Origin of the sequence: Exiguobacterium antarcticum DSM 14480 (assembly GCF_000685865.1) — a bacterium.
Taxonomy (GTDB): domain Bacteria; phylum Bacillota; class Bacilli; order Exiguobacteriales; family Exiguobacteriaceae; genus Exiguobacterium_A; species Exiguobacterium_A antarcticum.
Genome location: NZ_JMKS01000003.1, coordinates 1,159,718 through 1,179,197, shown reverse-complemented (window position 1 = coordinate 1,179,197; position 19,480 = coordinate 1,159,718). Strand labels below are relative to the sequence as shown.

Below are 19,480 nucleotides of genomic sequence, written 5' to 3'. Positions count from 1 at the left end.
TCAGTTTCAAGCATTTCAGATGGAATTGCAACTAATGTCCGTTATCCTCAAAGGAACATTTTCATTTTAAAGCAAGACATCTTTGTGAATGAACGAACAGATAACTTGAAAAGGTATACCTGAATGGGTATATTGGTACACATAGACAATAATGGATTCTACTCAAGGAGGAAGACAAGATGAAAACAATCATTGTAGGTGGAGTAGCAGGTGGGGCAACTGCAGCAGCACGATTACGTCGATTGGATGAAACGGCAGAAATCATTCTATTAGAGCGGGGTAAGGAAATTTCTTTTGCGAATTGTGGTCTACCGTATTATATCGGTGACGTCATTAAAGACCGAAATAAATTATTGGTTCAAACTCCTGAAGGCATGAACGCACGATTCAATCTGGATGTCCGGAATTTGTCTGAAGCAATCCGAATCAATCGTGAGCAAAAAACCGTAATCATTCGTAAAGTGGAGACGGGAGAAGAATATGAAGAAACATACGATCATCTAATCCTGTCACCAGGAGCAAAACCAATCCGGCCGGGCATCCCGGGGTTGACGGAAGCGACGAACGTCTTTACGTTACGGAATATCCCGGACACTGACAAGATGCGTCAATACGTCGACGAAACCCGTCCATCCCATGCGACGGTCATCGGTGGTGGGTTCATCGGTCTTGAGATGGCGGAGAACTTAGTCGAGCGCGGTGCACGTGTGACATTGATTGAGATGGCGGATCAAGTCATGGCACCCGTCGATCCGGAGATGGCTGCGATTGTGCATGAACATCTACGTGCCAAAGGGGTTGATCTGATTTTAGAGGATGGTGTGGAACGGTTTGAGCAAGCCGGTACACAGGTCGTGCTGACGAGTGGGAAAATCATTCAGACGGAGATGAACATCCTGTCGATCGGCGTCATGCCAGAAAGTAACTTGGCTTCAGATGCCGGACTTAAGCTCGGAATCAAACAAACGATTCAAGTCGACGAGACACTCCGGACTTCAGACCCTTCCATCTTTGCGATTGGTGACGCGATTGAAGTCAAAGACTATATTACGGGTGAACCGGTCCACGTTCCGCTTGCTTGGCCGGCGAACCGTCAAGGGCGTCTCGTCGCCGATATCATCACGGGTCGAGATGTCCGGTACACAGGGACACTCGGCACGGCTGTCGCAAAAGTGTTTGATTTGACGGTCGCTTCAACCGGCGTCAATGAAAAACGCCTTCGTCAGTCTGGACGCCGCTACGAAGCGGTTCATCTGCATCCGGGTTCCCACGCCGGTTATTATCCTGGTGCCAGTCCGATTTCGATGAAACTACTGTTTGATCCGGTCGATGGAACGATTTTTGGTGCACAAGCCATCGGGATGACGGGTGTCGAAAAACGAATTGACGTCCTAGCGACGGCAATTAAAGGCGGGCTGACGGTTCTTGATCTACCAGATCTTGAATTATCGTATGCCCCTCCTTATAGTTCAGCAAAGGATCCGGTCAATATGGCAGGATACATTGCCTCGAACATCGTGCTTGGGGACAGTGAAAACGTTCATTGGCATGAAATTGATCAGATTGTCGCAAATGGCGGACTGTTGCTAGATGTTCGGGAACCTTCCGAAAATGAACTCGGCTCGATTCCGGGATCTGTTAACATCTCGTTACCGACGTTGCGTCAGTCGCTGGATGAGTTGCCAAAAGATCAACCGATTTACGTGACCTGCCAAGTCGGATTACGTGGATATGTCGCGAGTCAATTGCTTAAGCAAAACGGATTTACTGTCAAAAACTTAAGTGGCGGTTACAAGACGTGGGCGACGGTACACCGTGACCGCGAAGCGAGAAGCCAAGTACGGGAGGAAACAGCTGTGACGATTACGAAAAGTGAGCCGAAACGAGCAACAAAAGAGCAGATTACGTTACTGGATACATGCGGTCTCCAATGCCCGGGCCCGATTGTGGAATTAAAAACGAAGATTGATCAACTGCAAGACGGCGATCAAGTTTTCATCAAAGCCTCGGATCCAGGATTCCTGCCGGATGTTCAGGCGTGGGCGCATAAACTGGGACACACTGTCCACACGGCGGAAATGAACAAGGGAATCGTCGAAGTCCTGCTCGAAAAAGGGAATACGACGACACAACCTGTCCAATCGACCGTCACGAAAGCAGATGATGCGACGATGGTCGTCTTCAGCGGCGAACTCGATAAAGCACTCGCTTCGTTCGTCATCGCGCAAGGCGCACAGGCGATGGGGAAACAAGTGACGATGTTCTTTACCTTCTGGGGACTCAATGTCATTCGAAAACCAGATGCACCGACCGTTGAGAAGGCACCGATGGAACGGATGATGGGCATGATGATGCCGAAACACGCCGGCGATCTGCCACTCTCGAACATGAATATGGGCGGGGCTGGTCAAAAAATGATGAAAAAAGTCATGAAGGACAAACAAGTGGATGCGCTTGAGACGATGATGGCGAAAGCGCAGGCCGCAGGAGTTCGGATGATTGCCTGCACGATGTCGATGGACATCATGGGAATCAAAAAAGAAGAGTTACTCGATGGCATCGATTACGGAGGTGTCGCGAGTTATCTAGGTGCGACGGACGACGCAAACTTGAATCTGTTCATCTAAGTATGATTGACACGACAAGCCTCAGTGGACTGGGGCTTGTTTTTTTATGTAAAACCTCACATCTGATGTGAGGTTTTACATAACTTATTCAAGGAAACTACAGAACAATAGATAAAATGAATTTGATTTTCTGAAATTATTTTCGTATCATAGAACACATGTGAAAAAAGGTTACATGAAAGAACTTATAAATAAGGGGGATCACCTGTGGAGAAACAACTAGTGGATTTAGCCGGCGGTATTAACGACTTATTGTGGTCAAGCGTCTTAATCATCCTGTTAGTCGGTTTAGGCATTTATTTTACGATTCGCATGGGCTTCGTCCAATTTCGGATGATTCCGGAAATGTTCCGGCTTCTATTCGAAGGAACGGATAAAGGAAAAGATGGGGTTTCACCTTTCCAGGCGTTTGCGATCAGTACGGCAGCACGTGTCGGAACGGGAAATATCGCTGGTGTCGCGACAGCGATTGCCCTGGGTGGCCCGGGTGCCGTCTTCTGGATGTGGTTGATTGCTTTAATTGGTTCGGCATCAGCGTTCGTTGAGAGTACACTGGCTCAAATCTATAAAGTACGTGATGAAAAAGCATGGCGTGGCGGTCCGGCGTATTACATGGAAAAAGCACTCGGACAACGTTGGTTAGGGATCGTCTTCAGTATCTTGATTACGATTTCCTTCGGATTCGTCTTCAACTCGGTTCAATCGAATACGATTTCGTTGTCGCTTCAAAGTCAGTATGGGATCGATAAGACATGGATCACAGTGGGACTTGTTGTATTGACCGCCCTTGTCATCTTCGGTGGTGTCCGGAGTATCGCGACGGTTTCGGCTTTCCTCGTGCCGATCATGGCGGGGGGCTATATTTTGATCGCCCTCTATATCATGGTGACGAATCTTGAAGTTTTACCAAGTGTTTTTGGTCTGATTTTCCAAGAAGGGTTACTTGAATTCAAAACGCTTGCGGGTGGAGCGATTGGGGCAGCTGTCCTCAACGGTATCCGTCGTGGTCTCTTCTCCAATGAAGCGGGCATGGGATCAGCGCCGAACGCTGCTGCGACGGCAGAAGTCTCACACCCGGTCAAACAAGGATTGATTCAATCGTTTGCTGTATTCGTCGATACCTTACTGGTATGTTCGTCGACTGCGATGATCGTTCTGATCAGCGGCGTCGCGACAAAAGATGCGAGCGGAGAACCTGTTGCTGGAATCGAATTGGCACAAGGCGCGTTGTCTTCTCAAGTCGGCTCGTTTGCGACAGGATTCATGGCGCTTGCCATCTTCTTGTTTGCCTTCAGTTCGATTGTCGGGAACTATTATTATGGTGAATCAAACATCAGCTTCATCAATGGCAATAAAAAGTTGATGACGATCTACCGTGTGATGGTTCTTGGGATGATCGTGTTTGGTTCGCTCGTTCAAACGGCAGGTCTTGTCTGGGCACTGGCCGACATATTCATGGGTCTGATGGCGATCGTCAACCTGTATGCGATTTTCCGATTATCTAAAATTGCGAAGTTGGCACTCGATGATTATTTGGCGCAACGAAAAAACGGGCAGGATCCTCGTTTCTATACAGATTCGATTCCGAATCTGCCGGGGAAAGAAACGCTCGAAGCGTGGCAGGACGATGATTCAAAAGAAAAAGCGATTTAATAGAGGAGGATCAGAGCAATCTGGTCCTCTTTTTTGTAGGGGAGATTTCCGGAATCATCATTAAAGAAGTCCGAAAATGGGAATACTTAAAAAGGATAACGATTGAAAGGAGGGGAAGGATGGAAAACGTACATTATGTCCGGGTTGCTGACGCGGTCTGGGATTCGTTTGGAAACGACCCGCATATCATCATGGACTGGATTTTATTCATTCATGAAACACAACCGGATCAGGAGCAATTGTTTGCGCTGGAAGAAACAGCAACGCTGTATCATGTGATGAGTCAAATTGATATCTTCATTGATCAAGAAACACATTATAATCTTGGACGGGCGATTGTTGGAGAAGAATTGATCGTCAACGAAGATCGTGCGGCGATCGTTGGTATCCTTCCCTTACCTTTACTCATCATCTCGACGGAAGTCATGCGTAATTTTGATCGGCAGGCACTGGAAGTGATCTATCAGGAAGTGGGGCGATCAGGAGATTTTGACGAAGTATGGGACCAGTTTGGTGACTTGCGTGCCTATTTCCGCAAAGCGGAAGAAGCAGAAGAAACGATTTTAATCTATTATGTCTAAAATAGATCCATGACAACGAAAACACGGACCCGACGATCGCCGGATCCGTGTATTTTTGATTGTAATGCTTAAAAGTCGATTTCATCTGGATCTGGTCCAAGACGGACATCCGTTGCCAGACGATCAATCTTCTCTAAATCATCTGCATCTAGTTGGAAATCAAACACATCGAAGTTTTCCGCAATCCGTTCTGGTGTGACTGATTTTGGAAGGGCGACGATTCCGTTATCCAGATGCCAACGTAACACGACTTGTGACGGAGACTTACCATGTTTTTCGGCAATTTCCTTAAAGTCGTTGATTTCAAGGAATTTCCCTTGCATGAGTGGACTCCATGCTTCAACTTGAATGCTGTTGTCCTGTAAGTACTCATGCAGTTCATGTTGCGGAAGTTGCGGATGGAGTTCCACCTGATTGATCATCGGTGTCATCAGTCCTTCTTCAGCAAGTGTATCGAGGTGGTGTTCTTTGAAGTTCGAAACACCAATCGCTTTGATTTTTCCTGCTTCGTACAGCTCGATCATGGCTTTCCATGCTTCGATATATCCTTCAACCGGCCAGTGAATGAGATAGAGATCCAGGTAATCCGTCTCTAGTCGTTCGAGTGACTCAGCGAAAGCTTCTTTTGTGCGTCCGGCACGAATATCATCGTTCCATACTTTAGACGTTAAGAAGAGATCTTCACGGTTCACGCCGCTTTCTTTGATTCCTTTAGCGACACCACGTTCGTTTTTATAGACGGCAGCCGTATCGATATGACGGTAACCGACACGAAGGGCTTCTGCGACGGCAGCCGGTGCTTCCGTCTCTTCGTCAACTTGCCAGACACCGAAACCGATTTGTGGAATCGTGATACCATTTGAAAGTTTTGTGTATTGCATGTGTATACTCCTCCTTCAATAAAACTAGAATATGGATTTGCTCGTTTAGTTTAGCATGAACGAGCAGGAACGTCTGTTTCAACGCTCAAAGCAGGAAATGAACGGTTAGAAAGAGAAAAAAGGGGGGTAAACCTTAAAAGAAATGAGGTGTAAATCATGGCACGATCCGTTAAAAACGTACCAAAAGGCGTTTGGGCGGGCATTGCGGCACTACTGGGTGCTCAAGCGACCTTCCTGTTCCTCGGTGCCCGCAAGACTGGGCGTAATCCGTGGGTCTGGGGTGGAGCAGGACTCGTTCAGTTCCCACTTCCAGCCATCGCGTATTTCATTCTAAACCGTCAAAATCAGAAAAAATAACTGAAAAACAAGTCCGGTCGCGTTGCAGGCGGCCGGACTTGTTTGTTTTTACGAAACGTTTTTCTTTTGCGTAGCAGATGTCTTACGACGCGGGAACCCGAAGACAATGGCAAGCGACCCGCAGATGAAAAGAAGGAACGGATAAAACAGATACGGAATCAGCTCTGGTGAAGCGGTTTTTGTCAGTTCAGCGGCAATCAGCAATTGGGCACCATAAGGGATGATCCCTTGAATGCCGCAAGAGAAGATGTCGAGAATACTGGCTGACTTCTTCCGGTCGATGTCATACGTATCCGCAATCTCGGCGGCGAGTGGACCGGCAACAAGGATCGAAATCGTATTGTTGGCTGTCGCAAGGTTCGTTGCACTGACGAGTGCGGCCATGCTGAACTCTGCTCCACGACGTTGCGTGATTTTTTGAGTCAGTGTTTCTTTCAGATAAGCAATCCCGCCATTAAACGTGATCAAGCTGACGAGACCACCCATCAGTAACGTCAAGATTGAAATTTCAGCCATTCCCATCAATCCTTCTGACATCGACAGGACAAATCCACTCAATCCAAAACTCCCATCGAGCATACCAATGATCCCGGTCAGTAAGGCTCCACCGAGTAAGACAAGGATGACATTGACACCAAACAAGGCGAGGATGATGACAGACAGATACGGAATCAATTTGTAAAACTCAAACGCTTTAGCCTCGACGACATCTCCGGCACCTGAGACGAATGCTAAGATGATGACGGTCAGAATCGCCGCGGGAAGGACGATCAGGAAGTTCGTCCGGAATTTATCACGCATGTTGGTTTTCTGCGTCCGGACTGCGGCGATCGTTGTATCGGAAATGAACGACAAGTTATCGCCGAACATCGCTCCACCGACAACAGCTGCCGCAGCAATCGCGACATTGACACCGGTTGCTTCATGAATACCGAGTGCAATCGGTGCGAGTGCCGCAATCGTACCGGTTGAAGTCCCCATTGCCATCGAGATGAAGGCGGCAATGATGAACAAACCGCTCATTAAGAGCGACGGTGGTAAAAACGTAAGCGCGGCATTGACCGTCGCATCAATCGCACCAATCGCATCAGCCGTTCCGGAAAATGCACCGGCAAGTAAGAAAATAAAGACCATGATCATGATGTCCGGATTCCCGGCACCCGTCGCAATCCGTTCAACGGTTTGATTGATACTACCTTTTGTTGTTACGGCGGCAAACACCAAGGCAATCAGAGCTGCAATCAAAATCGGGAACTTGTAAAAATCATCATAAAAGATACCGGCACCGATAAAGAGGACCAAAAAGACAAGTAATGGTAGAAGGGCCCACTTGTTTGGTGTAATCGTCTCGTTCATTGTCTATCACTCCTTTTCTGCATCTGCAAAAAAAAGACCCCTTCGCAAGAAAGAAGGAGGTCTTTACTGAAAAAGACGCTCTTCTTATCTCTCAAGCCGTAGCTTGCTGGATTTGGCACAGTACGAATCAATCGTCCGCTGCCGAAACATCATTGGGCCAGTCCCTCCGTCTCTCGCGATAAAAAGAAGTCATTTAATTGTCTGAAACACGTTTTCTACCGTAACGTATCTTTTAATGCATGTCAACAGTACTTCACTGCAGTGCTTTTTTTAGTGTCGTCACATTTTCATTCATCAAGTCAAAATAAGACGCATCCTGCTGTGCTTTCGTGACGGACTCCAAGTTGTGAATCGTAATCGCTTCAGCGCCAATTTCCTGCTGAATGACACGGGCGACTTTTGGTGAAACCGTCTCTTCAAAGGCAATATACTTCAAGTCATGTAACTCCGCTTCCTTGACGAGTGCCGCCAGTTGTTTTTGGGAAGGCTCGTCCGATGGAGAAATCCCGGCGATCGGTAATTGGGAGAACCCATACCGTTCAGCCAAGTAGCCATAAGCGGCGTGCGTGACGAGCAGTTCTTTTTTAGATCCGGCGTCAACGGCTTGCTGTAAGTTTTGGTCGAGCGTGTCGGCTTGTTTATTAAATGCCGCCAGATTTTTTTCGAACGTTGCTTTTTTATCCGGTACTTCTTTTGCGAGTGCGGTCGTGATCGACTCTGCCATCAATTTGGCATTGTTTGGATCGAGCCAGACGTGTGGATCATATTTTCCATGATCCTGCTCCTCTTCCGCATGTTCGTCATCATGTCCTTTTTCCTCGTGGTCATGAAGCGTTGCGCTTGCTTCGAGGAGATCGATGCCTTTACTCGTCTCGATGAAGCGAACATCATTTCCTTTAAGGCTCGCTTTGATTTTTTCCGAATACGGCTCAAGCGTGGTACCCGTTAAAAGGAACAGGTCGCCTTTGGCGATTGCCGTCAGTTGTTTAGAAGTCGGCTCATAGGAGTGGGGATCGGCACCAGGTGGGACGATCATTTCGACGTTGACGTCGGAACCACCGATTTCTTTGGCGATTGCCGCCGTTGCGAACGTTGACGTATACAGTTGCAGCCGATCGTCCGCAGCACCTTGATTGGAATCGGAGTCGGATGATCCGCAGGCAGTTAGGAACGTTGCACCGGTTAAGGCGATAGTTAAGGCAGGGATGAACTTTTTCATATGAATAAAACCTCCAGGAAGTATTAAAACGTAATTATTCCGATTTGAACCTTTTCACTATAACGAATCAAAAACGAAGCGTCAAGCTTGACACTCCCACGGCTAAAGCCGCAAGCTCACCCTTCGGGATGAGTGGGATTCTGAAGTGCTTGTGCGAGCGCAGTCCATTTCTGTTTTGCTCAAGCCTTCAGATGAGGGTGTGCCATCACCCCTCCTGAGACAGACCCTAAAGGTTCTCAGGCTGATTGACTATTACCATCAACCACAGGTGCATATCTAATATTCATCGCACCGACTAAATCTCTGTGCTTTTTGAATCCACATGGACAAAAATAGGTTCGATCTTTCGCTTTGTTTCTTTTACCGCAAGAAGGGCATGTCTGAGATGTATAGGCCGGATTGACATACTCGACCTTGATTCCGTCCAGACTTGCTTTGTATTCAATGAATGTTGCTAGGCGATAGAACGACCATGTATGCAGATTCTTATTGTTTTTACGGCTTGTTCTTGCCGTCTGCCGGATGTTCGCCAGTCTTTCTAGGCGAATGACAGAAACGTTATTCTCTTTCGCAAATGAAACGATCGCACGACTTACCTTGTGATCTTTGTCTCTCATCCAGCGTTGCTCTTGATTATTTAGTTTCTTGATTGCGTTCAGCTTCTTCTTTTGACCGAGCTCTTTCCGTCTCGTACGAAACTTGCGTTTCATGTATTTGTTCTCGCGTCCGTTCCCGAAGAACCTCGCCTTGTCGCCATCATTCGTTGCGACTGCCGGGACTTTCAAACCCAGATCCACACCGAGAACCTTGGAGCCGGTCTTCTCGGTCGTGAGAAGCGTGACAGCGATCTGGGCAATCCATTTGTTCGACTTCTTCGTGATGCGTAGCGTTCCCAACTTATTATTCAGGAGTGAGAAATTGCGATTGTGTTTATCGACCATTTCTGCTTTGATTGCCATCTTCTTTGCTTTACCGTCCATCATGATCGGGAGAGAAATCGACTCGAAATCGAACGAATAGTTCTGGTTGTTCCATGTGCAGTAGGGTTTCTTGAGAATAGGGATGATTTTGAATTTGGATTTCTTGACTTTCTTGAAGAGGCTTTGGGCGTCTTTGATGACTTGGTTCTTGACGGCGCTAGGCAAATGAGACTGGACATTCTTGCTCGTCAGCTTAAGCATCGTTTCTGCCTCTACCATATCTGAGACAAGTTGGTTGGCCGTGTGGATATAAGTTCCCATCATACGCTTCAAAATAGATTGTTGTACTTTGGTAGGACGAAGTTTGATGTTCACCGTTAATGTCTGATTCAAGGTGTCACCCCCTTGTTTTTTGTTGCTCGACATAACGCTTGATTGTTTCGCTCGACACATTTCCGGCGGTCGAAACGAAGTAGGAACGCGTCCAAAGACTTGGCAAGTGTTGAAGATGAGGAAATTCCGCTCTTAATTTTTTAGATGTCACGCCTTTGATTTTTGCCATAATATCAGCAGGACTGAGTGTTGGTGGGGCATTGAGGAACAGATGTGTATGATCTTGATCGCATTCTAAGGCGATTGTATTGATTTCTAAGCTTTCACATATCTCATGCACCAATTCTTTGAAACGTCCTTCTACATCGTTTCGACGGAATATTTTCCTTCTATATCGAGGGCAAAAAACGAAATGATAATTGATCAGAGAAACGGTGGTCTGGGTTCTTCGATAGTTGTTTTTCATATTTACAATGTATCATTTCAAATAACTTACTGCAACGCAAAAAAAGATTTTCGGATACATGAAGTGCCAGAACCTTCGGCTTCTTTGTGGGCACTCCGTATCCGACCGAGCTTTCATCCCACCCCTAAAGGAGTGGGCTTTCCCGCTCAAAAATTCTGTAATCAGGCAGAAGTTCGACTTCTAAAAAAATGGGGTAAAAGACTAATAAGAATTAAAAATTGGGATCATGTCTGGGAGGTGATGAGGTGAAACGGGAAACAGCGTGGTTGATGGGCGGTGCCGCAATCCTGACGACGGCAGCAGCCGGTGCAAGCATCTGGAATAACTATGGGGCACTTTTACGGTGGACGGAACCGGCACTTCCGCTTGCGGAAGCGCAACTTGCTCCTCGCACCATTTTGTATAAAACAATTGATAAACAGGAGCTCAAACTGGATCTGTATTATCCACCAGGCGACGGACCTTTTCCGGTAGCGATTTACGCACATGGCGGCGCATTTGTCCGGGGAAGTCGGGATGACATCTTTTGTTTTACACCAATCGTCGAGCGTTTTTTAGAACTGGGGATTGCTGTGTGCAGTATCGACTATCGGCTGTTCGAGGACGGAAGTTATTTTCCGGATAACTTAGAGGATGTCCGAGATGCACTCTGTTTCTTGAATCAGGAAGCGGATGACTTACGGATTGCGCGTGGACGAATGCTTCTTTGGGGAGATTCGGCAGGAGCGGCACTGATGCTGACGACGGCACTTGCCCCAAATGCGTTCATCGGTGAACAAAAAGCCGAGCATCTCCCGTTGGTCAGCGGTATCATCGCCTTATATCCACCTACGAATTTCTTGTTATTTAAGTTCATCCAAACGTGGATCGCGCACATTAAATTTTACGGCGGGGGACGAGACGAGTGGCGTGATTTGATGACACGAGTCTCTCCTGCAACACATTTGACAGCGGATTCACCTCCAGTCATGTTGTTGCACGGAAAAAAAGATCCGATCGTGCCCTTTGCGCAAGCGCTGTATTTCGTTGGAAAAGGAGCAGATGTCGGAGCAGATGTCCGCCTGTTTTCCTTCCCGAACGGAACCCATTCACTTGCCAGTTTTGCTCAAACCGAGAATCCGCTAAAAATCGAGCGTTTACTTGAACGGATCGAAGCATTTAGCTGTCAAGTCCTTGTCCTGCCACCTCGTGAGACTCTTCACTAAACAAGAAAACATGATACAATCAGTCATATTTCTTTTGAAGGAGACAGCGAGATGACAGAAATTTGTTTAGTGCGTCACGGTCAAACCGATTGGAATTTAAATGAACGGATTCAAGGACGAGAAGATATTCCGCTGAATGAGACGGGCAGATGGCAGGCTGGGATGAGTGCCGCATATTTGGCACAAGAGAAGTGGGATGTCCTGATTTCAAGCCCGTTGTCACGGGCTGTCGAAACGGCAGAAATCATCGGGCGTTCGATTGGGCTGGACGTGACGGAGAAGGATGAACGGTTGGTCGAGCGGGAATTTGGTCTTGCGTCCGGTCAACCGGTCGCAGGCATTTATGAAGCGGTCCAAGCCAATGATACGACACGCGTGCCGGGACTTGAAACCGAAGAGGAAATCCAGGAACGGGTATTTTCAGCGGTCGAAGAATTGACCAAAAAATATCGAGGCAAACGCCTGCTGATCGTCTGTCATTCACATACGATCAAAGCAGCGTTATCCTCGATTGATGATAGCTTCAGTTACCGGACACCGCTCAAAAATGCCTGTGCCAACTACATTCGTTTTTCCGACCGGTACGAGATTGAACGCATCAATGTAGCGGACCATATCACAGACACGACAAAACGCCCTTAAGGAAGGGTCGGATTTTCCTGGAGGTACTGTTTGAATGTTTCTTTAGCGATGCTCGTGATGTGTGCTCCACGTTTGGAACGACGGTCTTTGTACTCTTGAATCAAGGCTTCACCGGTAAAGTGGTCTTCGACGACTTCACGTAAGATGGATTCGGATAAATCATTTTTCATCATGACCATCTTTCCTTTGAACAAGTAAGAAACGCCTTCGCTTAACGGTGTGGATTCGAGTGGTGTTACAATCATCGCGGCGGGGTCATTATCGGGTCGAGAAATCGTAATTTCAATCAGCGCCCGTAATTTTTTTATGAAGAGTTCCTCGATGATCGGTTGATCGTTTTTTAAGACGACGATTTCTGCGACCCATTGTGCCGTCTGATCGGTACTGACGGTCAGTCCATCTTTAATCGCAACCGGAATCGTTGTATCTCGGCCGGACTCATCCATTAAAATACGTAGTGTGCACAATTTAAAGGTTTTCAAGAAAACGCCTCCTTGTTGAATGGACAACAGATTTTCTCCAGTATACCGTGACCAAGCAGACGGTGGGAAAGTTTTAGAGAGGATTTTTTAGTGAACTGTGTTTAAATGAAAGTAGAAATCAGAAACAGGAGGACCGTTCATTATGCCGCAAGCACTAATAGGAGTATTAGGAATCATTGGAATCATCTTACTTGCCCATTACATCATTACGTATTGGCATGCTGAACCAACCGATCGTCCGACGCTTGCTTATCGCATAGCGCTCCTGATTGCCTGTTTGCTTCTCATCAGTGGAAGCGACCACTTGATCAGTATTTTTTATGCGGATTCTTTGGCTGAATTTGGTCAACGCATTACGTATATCGTCTTGATCGGAGGTGCGCTTGGCTTCGCGTGGTACTTTCGTCAACAAATGGAACAAGCGACAATCCAAATGACACCGACACCAAATGAAACAGCCCACTTCAGCTGAAGTAGGCTGTTTTTTTATTTGATGCCGCTTGCGGTCCGCGTATCGCGAATCATATCGAGTTTCAGCTTCCAGAGACGATCGCTGAATGTGATGGCGTACACTTCCGGTAGACGAAGACGTTTATATTCTTCCCATAGACGACCGATTTGCTGTTCATGGAACTGGCGGCTTTCTTCGATGGTCGGAACGGAATAGATGAGCTCGCCATCAACGAAGACTGGTGTCAACAGGCGCTCGACGTTAAAATTCTCGATCCGGTTTCGGAATGAAGGATCCCGGACATCAATCAAATCAATCGAATCCAGATGAGTCGGATCTTCATCGAGCAACGTCACGTAGTCGCCCTTGAACTTATTCGTCACCCGGTCGACGATTCGGTAAACTTCCTTGATATGCGGAGTCGTCGTCTTCGCTTTAGACGAAGAAACTTTAATGACAGGAACAAGTGCTCCGTCGACTTCACGCGCAACCAACTTGTAGACCATCCCGAGGGCTGGTTGTTCATACGCTGTGATACCGCGTGTCCCGACGAGGAATGTATTGGCTTGTGCCCCTTGGATACGTAAATCTTGGATGACGTATTCATCCAGATCACCCGACAAGACGATATCGACTTCGGGGAAACCAGCTTCGTCAAGCATCGTCCGAGCACGTTTGGATAAGTAGGATAAGTCACCGGAATCAATGCGGATGCCGCGTAATTTATGCCCTTTTGCTGCGAGTTCTTTGGCGACGATGATGGCGTTCGGTAAACCACTTTTTAACGTATCGTACGTATCGACGAGCAACGTCGCTTGATCGGGATAATACGCCGCAAAGGTCCGGAAGGCTGTCAGTTCATCGTCGTGGAACTGGATGTCGGCGTGTTCCATCGTCCCACCGCACGGTATGCCGAAGTCGCGTCCGGCAGAAGCAAGACTCGTGACGTCGAAGCCTGCTAAATAAGAAGCGCGTGTCCCGAAGTAAGCGGCGTCAATCCCTTGCGCCCGACGCGCACCGGCTTCGAGGAATTTTGCTCCCGGCGCTGATTGACGAATCCGCGCATATTTCGTTGCGATGAGGGATTCGTGATTGGCGATGTTCAAGATGGCTGTTTGTAACAATTTTGCTTCGAAAATCCGTGCTTCGATTCGAACGAGTGGCTCATTTGGAAAAACGATTTCGCCTTCTTTGACACTTGAGATCGAACCGGAAAATTTAAAGTTTCGTAATTCGTCTTTGAACTCTTCCGGAAAACCAATCATTTTTTGGAGATAGGTGATGTCTTCTTCCGTGAAACGAAGCGTTTGGACGTACTCGATGATGTTTTCAAGTCCAGCGAAGACGACATAGCCCCCTTCGAACGGATTCGTCCGGTAATAGACATCAAAAACAGCACGCTCATTATGACGTCCTTCCTGCCAATAAATGTACATCCACCGTGGAAGATAGAGGTCAGTATGAAGTGCGAGGTTACGTTGTAACATGAAGACAGATCCCTTCTTATTCGCCGACGACGTCTGCGCCGAGCGATTGTTTGAAATGTGTGAGTGCCCAGTCATGACCAATCGCATTGAAGCTTGCGACGGCATCGGCATGAACGACAATTTTATATCCTAGATTGTAGGCGTCGACGGCTGTATGCAGCACACAGATATCGGTGCAGACACCAACGAGATGGACTTCGTGAATCGAACGTTCGCGTAAACGTAAATCAAGATCCGTTCCGGCAAAGGCACTGTACCGCGTTTTGTCGATGACATGATCCGCAACACGCGCCATTTCGGCAACTTGTCCAAACAGGTCTCTGCCATGAGTGCCACGGATGTTATGTGGCGGGAAAAGGACCGTTTCCGGATGGAAGGTGTCTCCTTCTTCATGGATATCGTTTGCGATGACGACATAATCCGCGGATGAAAATTCATCCATTAACGAAGCAATCCGTCCTTCGATCGCCTGGCCTGGTTTTCCGCACGTCAACTTTCCTTCGTCGGCCACAAAATCAAATGTATAATCAATGACGATAAGCGCACGCATGAGCGTCTGCCCCTTTCTTTTATGGAAGATAGTGTTCTCTTTCACATTGTACTCTATCTGTATCCGAAGACAAAAGGAAGAAATCCGCTAGTGATAGGTATAAGAATGTGGAAAAGTAGGGTATAAGGTATAGGACGAAAATAATTGTGGAGGAGGAAAATGGCATGAAGAGGTTGAATGAGTATGAAGTGGAAGAACGTCTGGAAGGACTGTCCGAGTGGCGTGTCGTCGACGACGAAATCGTCCGGGTCTACACACTGGTTTCATTTCCGGCAGCACTTGATTTTGTACAGGAGGTTGGTTCGGTAGCAGAACACTTAAACCACCACCCTCGTATCATCATCGATTATAAAAATGTTACGCTTGCTGTGACGACGCATGATTCAGGCGGTCTGACCGGCAAAGACTTCGAACTCGCGGAGGCCTGTGATGCCATCTAAACTTTCCATAACATTCGGTAGCGGTAGTTTTGTTGATAAAATTCGAGCACGTGATTCACACATTCGGGCAGGAAGCGGGAGTGGGGAAGCTCTTTTGTTTATCGAAACAGAAGGGAAATCCCCTTTCCAGAGTGGTAATACGTACACGTTGCTTGAAACACGCGGTAATTTTAACGAAGAAGGCAGTCTGTTCTATTGGTCGATTCCGGCAGATCAGAACAGTGGTGATCTATTTGTGCATCAAGTCATGTCAGACCCAAAAGTACTTGGGGCAGAATATGCTAGTTTTCAAGCGGTACGGATTGCTCGTGTCGAACGGGGCACGGATTTAGTCTTGTTGATTCAGTTCAACCATGAAGGAGACGCGACGCGTTACGCGAAATCAGTTGAACGACTGACCGTCGACCAGTATGCTGAAGAAGCAGGGAAGTCGTTTGCGCCTTCCCCAGTCATGAAACGGTATCAACTTCTACAACCACTATAATAAATAGTCAAATTAGTCTAGGGGGAAAAAACAGATGAAAAAGAATTACTTTGTAGTAGCAACGCTTGGTGGAGCCCTTGTCGGAGCAACGTTGTCGATGCTTCATAAAGATACACGTCAATCGCAACTCGCTGCCGTCAAACGGACGTTTGGTGGAGCAAGCACACAGCTTTCTGCCGTCAAACAGGATCCAAAAGGACGTTTTGAAGAGATTCGCGCCCTATACACGGACAACCAAGAAACGATTCATAATTTGATCGATGACTTAAAGGACTTAGCGGAATCATTACGTAAATAAGGTTAAAAAAAGCGACCCCTCCTGAATTCCGGAAACGGAAAAAACAGGAAGGTTCGCTTTTTTTGTAGCGTGCGTCAGATGAATCGTGCGAGTAAACCGAAGACGGCAAAGGCGACGATGACATAAAAGATGATCCGACCCATTTGACCGGAACCACTCGTCTGAACGACACGTCCACCTGTAGCGGGACGTCTTCCTGTGTTGAACGGGCGTGTAAAAGGAACCGCGCTTTTTCCGAATATGAATCCGGCGAGAAAACCAAGGACAAACCCATACAAGTGACCAAACACGGATACGTTCGAACCAAGAAGTGTAAAGATTGCCGTGATCGCACTGAAGATGTAGACCAGGCGTGCATCATCGGCTGAGATGACCGTCCGCTTGAATCGACCGAGATACACATAAAAACCAAGCAACCCTAAGATGGCACCGGAAGCCCCGGCCTGTCCGTAAAACGGTTCATTGATTTTCGTGAAATACGTCAAGACATTGGCGAGTGTACCGACGAGGAGATAGAAGGATGCGAACTTCGCATGACCAATCATTCGTTCCAGTGCAGGCGCGAAAATGATCAAGGCAAACGTGTTGAACGCAATATGCCAAAAATCATAATGGAGGAAGGTCGCCGTGACGACACGCCACCATTCCCCATTTCCGATAAACAGGTTGATGGCTGCCCCGTAGCTGAGTGGTGAAAAGCCAAAGTTGAAAAAGGCGTTTAACTGTTCGATGACAAACAGGGCGACTTGGATTAAAATGAACAACGAAACGACCGGATAAGAACGTGTGAACGTTTGTAGGTTTTCCGTTCGACTAAACATGACAACACCTCGCTTCCTCTTCATTCTATATGAAGATGGCGAAGAATAGAACTGTGGAGGCGTCAGAAATGATTTTCGGAATAGGACTCGATCTCGTGGAACTGCAACAAATCCGACGGACACTCGAGCGTCAGCCACGAATCATCGAACGGATCTTGACAGCAGCAGAACAAGAACGGTTTCATACCTTGTCTGAAGGACGACAACTGGAATATCTAGCAGGACGGTTCGCGGCAAAGGAAGCATTCGTCAAAGCATTCGGGACGGGGATTGGAGCTGATGTCTCTTGGTTAGATCTCGAAGTGCTTAATGAAACATCAGGGCGACCGGTCATGACGGGTCCGTTCGAAGGAACGATTCATGTATCGATTACGCATTCCGATCATTACGCGGCTGCACAAGTCTTATTAGAAAAGAGGAGTTTAGATGTATCGACCAACTTGGATAGAAATTGATCGCGAGGCAATCGCCCATAACGTACGAGAAATCAAGGCGCGGATGGGGCATCAATCGATGATGGCTGTCGTCAAAGCCGATGGATATGGACACGGAGCCATCACTGTCGCAGAAATCGCTTTAGCAAACGGGGCAGAGATGCTTGCTGTCGCTTTATTGGAAGAAGCCATCGAGTTGCGAGAAGCGGGCATTCAAGCGCCGATTTTGATGCTCGAGGCACTTTTACCCGAACATGCACCGATTGCCTCGAATTATGATGTCGCCGTTCCTGTGTTCTCAGCGGAGTGGTTACGGGAAGCAAAACAACATTTGACGGAAATCGATCACTTGCGTCTTCATATCAAAGTCGACAGCGGGATGGGACGACTTGGCTTGCAGACACTGGACGAGCTAGATGCCGTTCTCAAAGAACTGGACCCGGATTTGATGGAACTGGACGGGATTTACACACACTTCGCGACGGCAGATGAATTGACGAGTCGTTTGTTTGAGCAACAACAAACTGTTTTTCTGCGTTTTGTTGAACGTGTGCCGGGTATCCGCTATATTCATGCCTCCAACTCAGCCGCCGCCATCCGTCTTGCCGGTCAAGAACCGTGTAATGTCGTCCGGATCGGGATTGCCCTTTATGGCGCATTGCCATCGGACGAGATGAGTTCCTATTACGATTTTTTACAACCGGCATTTTCGTTAAAAAGTCGTCTGATGCAAGTCAAGCACGTCGAGCCGGGTCAGACGATCAGCTACGGTGCGACCTATACAGCGCCGACGGATGAATGGATCGGCACCGTCCCGATCGGGTATGCCGATGGGTGGTCACGCAAGTTTCAAGGATACGCGTTGATCGTCGATGGCACTCCTTGCGAAATCGTCGGGCGCGTCTGCATGGATCGGTTGATGATTCGTTTGCCACGCGCCTATCCAGTCGGAACGGAAGTGACGTTGATTGGGCGAGGCGCTCCGATTGATGAGGCAGCCCATTGGTTAGGGACGATTAATTATGAAGTACTCTGTCAGTTTTCGAAACGTGTACCCCGAATCTAATTTTCAAAAGACATCAATATGATGGCAAAAAAATGTTATTTGTTTGAATTTTGATTGTATTTTCTGAATTTGACTGATATATTGAAGTGGAAGTGAGTCGTTCGTTAAGGTTTCAGTGAATCTGGAGGTGCCATTATCTTGGTCCAACAACGGGAAAAGCAATTTGTTGAGCGAAATGTAGCGAAGGAGACGATTGGGATGAAGTCGAACCATACGACGGAAGAACGCAAGCGTCAGCTACGTGAGGAATTGAAACGTGGTTACGAAGAAATGGCAGCGATCAATTTATCAATCGTTGGCGAAATGTTCCAGATTGAAACGGAGGCGGAGTTCTCGCTCCTACGTCAAGTAAGCGGGGTGTAAGCTTTGATAGTCAAACGTGGCGACGTGTTTTATGCAAATTTGTCACCTGTGGTCGGATCGGAACAAGGAGGCGTTCGTCCTGTCCTTGTCCTACAAAATGATATTGGTAACCGATTCAGCCCAACTGTAATCGTGGCTGCGATCACGGCACAGATCGACAAAGCCAAACTACCGACCCATGTGGAAGTATATCGAGAGCGACACGGATTAGAACGTGATTCGGTCATCCTACTTGAGCAGGTCCGTACAATCGACAAACGCCGTCTAACGGATAAAGTCACGCACCTAGATCCTGACACGATGATGAAAGTAAATAGTGCCGTCGCGATCAGCCTAGGCTTGATTGACTTTTAGGCACTTACAT

23 protein-coding genes and 1 riboswitch are annotated in these 19,480 nt (G+C 47.5%); of the genes, 14 read left to right on the top strand and 9 right to left on the bottom strand.

Annotation, left to right across the window (positions count from 1 at the left end):
• Positions 1–179: 179 nt before the first annotated feature.
• The 3 genes from P404_RS0106930 (at position 180) to P404_RS0106920 (ending at position 4,861) form a co-directional block, all read left to right on the top strand.
• Entirely contained in the window at positions 180–2,627 is a 2,448-nt protein-coding gene (locus P404_RS0106930; RefSeq protein ID WP_026830370.1) for a CoA-disulfide reductase, read from the top strand.
• A gap of 207 nt (positions 2,628–2,834) precedes the next feature.
• Positions 2,835–4,280: an alanine/glycine:cation symporter family protein gene (locus tag P404_RS0106925; RefSeq protein ID WP_026830369.1), complete on the top strand. Its 1,446-nt coding sequence runs from the start codon at positions 2,835–2,837 to the stop codon at positions 4,278–4,280.
• A 119-nt stretch (positions 4,281–4,399) separates the two neighbouring features.
• Positions 4,400–4,861, top strand: a complete 462-nt coding sequence (locus P404_RS0106920) for a hypothetical protein (RefSeq protein ID WP_026830368.1) — start codon at positions 4,400–4,402, stop codon at positions 4,859–4,861.
• A gap of 68 nt (positions 4,862–4,929) precedes the next feature.
• On the opposite strand, the gene P404_RS0106915 is transcribed toward P404_RS0106920, so the two are convergent.
• A complete protein-coding gene (locus tag P404_RS0106915) occupies positions 4,930–5,742 on the bottom strand; it encodes an aldo/keto reductase (RefSeq protein WP_014971536.1) in 813 nt (270 codons plus the stop codon).
• Between the two features lie 156 nt (positions 5,743–5,898).
• On the opposite strand from P404_RS0106915, the gene P404_RS0106910 reads away from it, so the two are divergent.
• Entirely contained in the window at positions 5,899–6,099 is a 201-nt protein-coding gene (locus tag P404_RS0106910) for a hypothetical protein (protein ID WP_014971535.1), read from the top strand.
• Between the two features lie 48 nt (positions 6,100–6,147).
• On the opposite strand, the gene P404_RS0106905 is transcribed toward P404_RS0106910, so the two are convergent.
• From P404_RS0106905 to tnpA, 4 genes are all read right to left on the bottom strand, one after another.
• A complete protein-coding gene (locus P404_RS0106905; RefSeq protein WP_014971534.1) occupies positions 6,148–7,455 on the bottom strand; it encodes a Na+/H+ antiporter NhaC family protein in 1,308 nt (435 codons plus the stop codon).
• Between the two features lie 81 nt (positions 7,456–7,536).
• Positions 7,537–7,640, bottom strand: a riboswitch (SAM riboswitch).
• Between the two features lie 68 nt (positions 7,641–7,708).
• Positions 7,709–8,674 carry a metal ABC transporter solute-binding protein, Zn/Mn family gene (locus P404_RS0106900; RefSeq protein WP_026830367.1) on the bottom strand — a complete coding sequence of 322 codons (966 nt, stop codon included), beginning with the start codon at positions 8,672–8,674 and terminating at the stop codon, positions 7,709–7,711.
• A gap of 236 nt (positions 8,675–8,910) precedes the next feature.
• Complete coding sequence (locus P404_RS0106895; RefSeq protein ID WP_026830366.1) at positions 8,911–9,987, bottom strand: RNA-guided endonuclease InsQ/TnpB family protein; 1,077 nt, start codon at positions 9,985–9,987, stop codon at positions 8,911–8,913.
• 4 nt (positions 9,988–9,991) lie between these two features.
• The gene (tnpA, locus tag P404_RS0106890; protein WP_026830365.1) at positions 9,992–10,393 is read right to left on the bottom strand and encodes an IS200/IS605 family transposase; all 402 of its coding nucleotides are present in this window, start codon (positions 10,391–10,393) and stop codon (positions 9,992–9,994) included.
• Between the two features lie 245 nt (positions 10,394–10,638).
• On the opposite strand from tnpA, the gene P404_RS0106885 reads away from it, so the two are divergent.
• Positions 10,639–11,598, top strand: a complete 960-nt coding sequence (locus tag P404_RS0106885; RefSeq protein ID WP_026830364.1) for an alpha/beta hydrolase — start codon at positions 10,639–10,641, stop codon at positions 11,596–11,598.
• Positions 11,599–11,649: 51 nt separating this feature from the next.
• Complete coding sequence (locus P404_RS0106880; RefSeq protein ID WP_026830363.1) at positions 11,650–12,240, top strand: histidine phosphatase family protein; 591 nt, start codon at positions 11,650–11,652, stop codon at positions 12,238–12,240.
• On the opposite strand, the gene P404_RS0106875 is transcribed toward P404_RS0106880, so the two are convergent.
• Complete coding sequence (locus P404_RS0106875; protein ID WP_026830362.1) at positions 12,237–12,722, bottom strand: YwpF family protein; 486 nt, start codon at positions 12,720–12,722, stop codon at positions 12,237–12,239. The two genes, P404_RS0106880 and P404_RS0106875, sit on opposite strands and share 4 nt — an antisense overlap.
• A 142-nt stretch (positions 12,723–12,864) precedes the next feature.
• Here P404_RS0106875 and P404_RS0106870 point away from each other — a divergent pair, with 142 nt between their 5' ends.
• Positions 12,865–13,194, top strand: coding sequence for a hypothetical protein (locus P404_RS0106870; RefSeq protein WP_014971529.1), 330 nt, complete (start codon positions 12,865–12,867; stop codon positions 13,192–13,194).
• A 14-nt stretch (positions 13,195–13,208) separates the two neighbouring features.
• On the opposite strand, the gene P404_RS0106865 is transcribed toward P404_RS0106870, so the two are convergent.
• A complete protein-coding gene (locus P404_RS0106865) occupies positions 13,209–14,660 on the bottom strand; it encodes a nicotinate phosphoribosyltransferase (protein ID WP_014971528.1) in 1,452 nt (483 codons plus the stop codon).
• Positions 14,661–14,676: 16 nt separating this feature from the next.
• Positions 14,677–15,210, bottom strand: coding sequence for a cysteine hydrolase family protein (locus P404_RS0106860; RefSeq protein WP_014971527.1), 534 nt, complete (start codon positions 15,208–15,210; stop codon positions 14,677–14,679).
• Positions 15,211–15,374: 164 nt separating this feature from the next.
• Between P404_RS0106860 and P404_RS0106855 the strand changes: the two genes are divergently transcribed.
• From P404_RS0106855 to P404_RS0106845, 3 genes are read left to right on the top strand one after another with little or no spacing between them, the layout of a single operon-like run.
• Positions 15,375–15,650 (top strand): 4a-hydroxytetrahydrobiopterin dehydratase, encoded by a 276-nt coding sequence (locus P404_RS0106855; RefSeq protein ID WP_014971526.1) that lies wholly within the window; start codon positions 15,375–15,377, stop codon positions 15,648–15,650.
• A complete protein-coding gene (locus P404_RS0106850; RefSeq protein ID WP_026830361.1) occupies positions 15,640–16,134 on the top strand; it encodes a hypothetical protein in 495 nt (164 codons plus the stop codon). The genes P404_RS0106855 and P404_RS0106850 overlap by 11 nt, the downstream gene beginning before the upstream one ends.
• 34 nt (positions 16,135–16,168) lie before the next feature.
• Positions 16,169–16,432 (top strand): hypothetical protein, encoded by a 264-nt coding sequence (locus P404_RS0106845; protein ID WP_026830360.1) that lies wholly within the window; start codon positions 16,169–16,171, stop codon positions 16,430–16,432.
• Between the two features lie 74 nt (positions 16,433–16,506).
• On the opposite strand, the gene P404_RS0106840 is transcribed toward P404_RS0106845, so the two are convergent.
• The gene (locus P404_RS0106840) at positions 16,507–17,253 is read right to left on the bottom strand and encodes a rhomboid family intramembrane serine protease (protein ID WP_026830359.1); all 747 of its coding nucleotides are present in this window, start codon (positions 17,251–17,253) and stop codon (positions 16,507–16,509) included.
• A gap of 68 nt (positions 17,254–17,321) precedes the next feature.
• On the opposite strand from P404_RS0106840, the gene acpS reads away from it, so the two are divergent.
• The 4 genes from acpS to P404_RS0106820 all read left to right on the top strand — a co-directional run bounded on the left by acpS (position 17,322) and on the right by P404_RS0106820 (position 19,470).
• Complete coding sequence (acpS, locus tag P404_RS0106835) at positions 17,322–17,708, top strand: holo-ACP synthase (RefSeq protein WP_014971522.1); 387 nt, start codon at positions 17,322–17,324, stop codon at positions 17,706–17,708.
• Positions 17,680–18,753, top strand: coding sequence for an alanine racemase (alr, locus tag P404_RS0106830; protein ID WP_026830358.1), 1,074 nt, complete (start codon positions 17,680–17,682; stop codon positions 18,751–18,753). The genes acpS and alr overlap by 29 nt, the downstream gene beginning before the upstream one ends.
• 138 nt (positions 18,754–18,891) lie before the next feature.
• On the top strand, positions 18,892–19,116 hold the full coding sequence (locus P404_RS0106825; protein WP_012371670.1) for a hypothetical protein: 225 nt from the start codon (positions 18,892–18,894) through the stop codon (positions 19,114–19,116).
• Between the two features lie 3 nt (positions 19,117–19,119).
• Positions 19,120–19,470 carry a type II toxin-antitoxin system PemK/MazF family toxin gene (locus tag P404_RS0106820; RefSeq protein ID WP_014971520.1) on the top strand — a complete coding sequence of 117 codons (351 nt, stop codon included), beginning with the start codon at positions 19,120–19,122 and terminating at the stop codon, positions 19,468–19,470.
• Positions 19,471–19,480: the final 10 nt, after the last annotated feature.

Excerpts from the sequence above, each read along its gene's own strand:
- P404_RS0106865 (WP_014971528.1), bottom strand. The coding sequence starts at position 14,660 with ATGTTACAACGTAACCTCGCACTTCATACTGACCTCTATCTTCCACGG.
- P404_RS0106905 (WP_014971534.1), bottom strand. The coding sequence starts at position 7,455 with ATGAACGAGACGATTACACCAAACAAGTGGGCCCTTCTACCATTACTT.
- P404_RS0106860 (WP_014971527.1), bottom strand. The coding sequence starts at position 15,210 with ATGCGTGCGCTTATCGTCATTGATTATACATTTGATTTTGTGGCCGAC.
- P404_RS0106920 (WP_026830368.1), top strand. The coding sequence starts at position 4,400 with ATGGAAAACGTACATTATGTCCGGGTTGCTGACGCGGTCTGGGATTCG.
- P404_RS0106915 (WP_014971536.1), bottom strand. The coding sequence starts at position 5,742 with ATGCAATACACAAAACTTTCAAATGGTATCACGATTCCACAAATCGGT.
- P404_RS0106845 (WP_026830360.1), top strand. The coding sequence starts at position 16,169 with ATGAAAAAGAATTACTTTGTAGTAGCAACGCTTGGTGGAGCCCTTGTC.
- alr (WP_026830358.1), top strand. The coding sequence starts at position 17,680 with ATGTATCGACCAACTTGGATAGAAATTGATCGCGAGGCAATCGCCCAT.
- P404_RS0106840 (WP_026830359.1), bottom strand. The coding sequence starts at position 17,253 with ATGTTTAGTCGAACGGAAAACCTACAAACGTTCACACGTTCTTATCCG.
- P404_RS0106855 (WP_014971526.1), top strand. The coding sequence starts at position 15,375 with ATGAAGAGGTTGAATGAGTATGAAGTGGAAGAACGTCTGGAAGGACTG.
- P404_RS0106880 (WP_026830363.1), top strand. The coding sequence starts at position 11,650 with ATGACAGAAATTTGTTTAGTGCGTCACGGTCAAACCGATTGGAATTTA.
- P404_RS0106850 (WP_026830361.1), top strand. The coding sequence starts at position 15,640 with ATGCCATCTAAACTTTCCATAACATTCGGTAGCGGTAGTTTTGTTGAT.
- P404_RS0106910 (WP_014971535.1), top strand. The coding sequence starts at position 5,899 with ATGGCACGATCCGTTAAAAACGTACCAAAAGGCGTTTGGGCGGGCATT.
- P404_RS0106930 (WP_026830370.1), top strand. The coding sequence starts at position 180 with ATGAAAACAATCATTGTAGGTGGAGTAGCAGGTGGGGCAACTGCAGCA.
- tnpA (WP_026830365.1), bottom strand. The coding sequence starts at position 10,393 with ATGAAAAACAACTATCGAAGAACCCAGACCACCGTTTCTCTGATCAAT.
- acpS (WP_014971522.1), top strand. The coding sequence starts at position 17,322 with ATGATTTTCGGAATAGGACTCGATCTCGTGGAACTGCAACAAATCCGA.
- P404_RS0106870 (WP_014971529.1), top strand. The coding sequence starts at position 12,865 with ATGCCGCAAGCACTAATAGGAGTATTAGGAATCATTGGAATCATCTTA.
- P404_RS0106900 (WP_026830367.1), bottom strand. The coding sequence starts at position 8,674 with ATGAAAAAGTTCATCCCTGCCTTAACTATCGCCTTAACCGGTGCAACG.